Origin of the sequence: Pseudoalteromonas sp. SWN29 (genome assembly GCF_015864465.1) — a bacterium.
Taxonomy (GTDB): Bacteria; Pseudomonadota; Gammaproteobacteria; order Enterobacterales; family Alteromonadaceae; genus Pseudoalteromonas.
Map to the genome: position 1 here is coordinate 1 of NZ_JADYXE010000099.1, position 3,190 is coordinate 3,190.

Genomic DNA, 3,190 nt, shown 5'->3' on the forward strand with positions numbered 1-3,190 from the left:
AATTCACTTACTTTAACTTACCGCGCCCTGTTTATTTGTAAATTAATTGAGGCGACAACTATCCTGACACAGGGGGACAATTAGTCAGCAGATTACCGGATGAGTATAAAATACCCGCAAATGTCGGCAGGCATTGGTTAAAAAGTAATTTACTTTATAATAACGTTGACTCAGAGTTAATAAATTTCCAGCTAGGTCATTGGCAATCTGGTGAAGTTCCGCTCGCTCATTATTCTACACTGAACTATCCTAGCGCTGTAAATACATTGTTGCCTGTTTTAAATAAACTATTTATGGAGGCTGGATGGAAAAGCCTAGATTCCGCTCTTATCTAAATGACCTTGAAAAGAAAGGAAAATCACACTCGTGTTTTAAAGAGATAAAGCATGCTTATAAAAATTTATCAAATACAGGTTTTGGTATTCGATATAGCGATGATGCCCTTTTTAATGAGTATAATAATCTGTGTAATTTAATGCTTCACTATTTTAAAAAATCAGATGATAGAGTTCTCTCTAGCGAAATGGATACTTTAAAAATATGGCTTAATGAAGACTTACTTATACAGCAGCTTCAGCTTTTACTTATTGATTCAATATTAAATTACGCATTAAAAAATTTTGGAATTGAATCTCCAAAAGTTCCCAAAATAGTTCTATTAAAGCGCGACAAGCCTATATCCACACCTGCTGAATTAATGAAATTAGCTCCGGCGATACAACTAAAGTCAATTTTAAGCAAAGAGTTAAAAACACCGACTGCCAATTTAACTGTAGAAGCTTGCTATGGTCGGTTGGCTTTATTCTTATATATGACAACCGGTATATGCTTTGATGAGCTTATTACAATTATTAATAAGCCTAATGCTTTGGTTTATTTAGATGGCTTGGTTTTTTGGTATAGTAAAACCAGAAGCCAGGAGAAGCGGTATGTTCTATGTGATGCCGTTGTACTCTTATTATTACAGCATAAAGCTTCTTTTGATGGACTTGAAAAAAAACAAATAAATAAAAATAAATTAATAGAATATATAACAATTTACTTAACATGTGCATCAGGTGATAGTTGGAAAAGCTTGTCACTTCTAAAATTACGAGCACTTAGAAAAGTAGATACTATAATCAACCTCAGCCCTATCGACTATCAGATGTATTTAGGACCTACGACCTGCACTGAGCTACCTCAAACAGCCTTTTTAAGATTAATAAGTAATAAGGCATTAGTTGCCGACGAAATAGCAAAACAACCTAAAAAATTCAATGAGCTTAATAAGCTATTGTCATTTGATAGTGACAGTTTTGATTATATTGAGCCTAAGTTAATAATAGTTAAGTTAGAGTGTACTTATAAAAGGTTAAGGAAACTTAATAGCCAAAGAGTTTCAAGGTCATAGTGCATTAAATTTGTAGAACAAGAACTGAAAAATAATAAAAATAGTATTTATTTTAATATTTTGTGTGGTTGGCTTTATTATCTCTTGAAAGAGGGAGGGGTAAATAAAAAGAGGTTAAAAGTAGATACTGTCATTGATTATGTAAAAAGTATTAGTAAACCATTTTTAACTGTATTTGTACAAACGGATTTAGCATTAATATCAGCATCTGATTGGGCAATAAAGCTAAATGATACGAGTGAATATTTTAATTCGGCCCAACGTAAAAAGTATTTATACTATTTTTCTGTATTTTTAATAGAGTCAGAAATTGTCAAAGACTTGTGTATTGATGATATTGAGGTTGCACCAGTACAAAGCATGGTAGATGCTAATTTAGTGTCAGCAAGTCATGCAAGCGCAATTCTTGAACATTTAAGTCATAGTCTCAATAACAGTAAGGTTGAGTTATATGCATATTTGTTAATGTGCTTTTGTTTTTATAGTGGTCTGCGACGTAATGAAGCTGCTAAGCTTTACTTCGGTGATATTCAGTTATCACCTGTTGTGCCAAATAGAGGTGAATTTGATTGGGTTCTACTATTTATGAGACCAAATATAATAAGGGATTTAAAAACACCTTCAGCTAAAAGAGAACTACCTCTTGATGCGTTATGGCCAAAAGAACATTTAGCCAAGCTAAGAAGTTTTTATGACGTTCAAAAAAACACTGAAAATAAACCATCAAATTCATTGCTATTTAACTGCTCTACCAGCGTAAATAAAGCATACGAGCTACTAACAAGGCTGATGCATTACTTTACGAAGGATAATACGTTAAGAGTTCATCACCTAAGACATAGTTTTGCTAATTGGACTTGGTGCAGATTAAACCCAAACTTGGTATTAATGGGAAAGCAATGTTCTTCCATATTTGAAGGTGACTTATTTGATCAAGGCTTTATTGAGCACTTTAACAAAAGATTAAAAATTAAAGAAAATACTCGTTCAAAAATGTTTTTTTTGTCTCATTTCCTTGGTCATAAAGCCACAGTATCGACTATGAATAGTTATTTACACTTGAAGGACATACAGTATTTTATTGTAATGAATCAAACATATACTGTCTCTAAGTATTTTTTATCTGAATGCGTAGGGAGAGCTCATTTTAAGGAGTCCATACCTGGCGAAAGTTTAATTGAAAGAATTGAACTTTATAGTATAAAACAAGAGCAAGATTATTCGATCCCATATGCGGGTAAGATTTTTGATTTAATCACACCATCATTTAAAGGTTTTACACATAAGGTTGAAGTAGATAAAAAAATAAAATTATTAGACTATGCTAAAGCACTTAAATCGCTAGAGCTATACTCAGTAAACGATACTGCATTAACTTATTCACTTCCTGTAGTTCAAGTTAAGAGGTTGTATGATAATGCTCTTAGCATAAGCAAGGAATATCCTAGGAAAGGTAAAAAGCTGCCCTTAATTCCTAACTTCCCAAGTTTAGATAATACTAAAGATGGCTTAAAAAGAGTTTCTTCACAAAAAGCATTTTATTATTTATGTCAGAAATTTGATACTTTATTAAGTCAAAATAATGTAGCTTTTAGTGAAGCATTTGATGCTCTGCAAATATTGAAATACGCTGCGGCTGGGAAAAACTTCGCTCTCCGTTGTCCTGAAGAGCAAGTAATACGCAACTTTCTAAATTTATGTATAAAATTTAAATTAAAGTCGGTGTTTGTCAAACTAGTTGTCGCGATCACTACGTTATGCACTCTCCGCTTTGACGATTTCTTGTTCAGGGTTTAA

The 3,190-nt window shown here is 32.6% G+C and carries 2 protein-coding genes; both read left to right on the plus strand.

The features are described 5' to 3' along the window. Nucleotides 1-304: 304 nt before the first annotated feature. Nucleotides 305-1,393 carry a hypothetical protein gene (locus I6F53_RS19925; RefSeq protein WP_197240910.1) on the plus strand — a complete coding sequence of 363 codons (1,089 nt, stop codon included), beginning with the start codon at nucleotides 305-307 and terminating at the stop codon, nucleotides 1,391-1,393. Between the two features lie 84 nt (nucleotides 1,394-1,477). Beyond that, nucleotides 1,478-3,190, plus strand: coding sequence for a tyrosine-type recombinase/integrase (locus tag I6F53_RS19930; RefSeq protein ID WP_197240911.1), 1,713 nt, complete (start codon nucleotides 1,478-1,480; stop codon nucleotides 3,188-3,190).

Excerpts from the sequence above, each read along its gene's own strand:
- I6F53_RS19925 (WP_197240910.1), top strand. The coding sequence starts at position 305 with ATGGAAAAGCCTAGATTCCGCTCTTATCTAAATGACCTTGAAAAGAAA.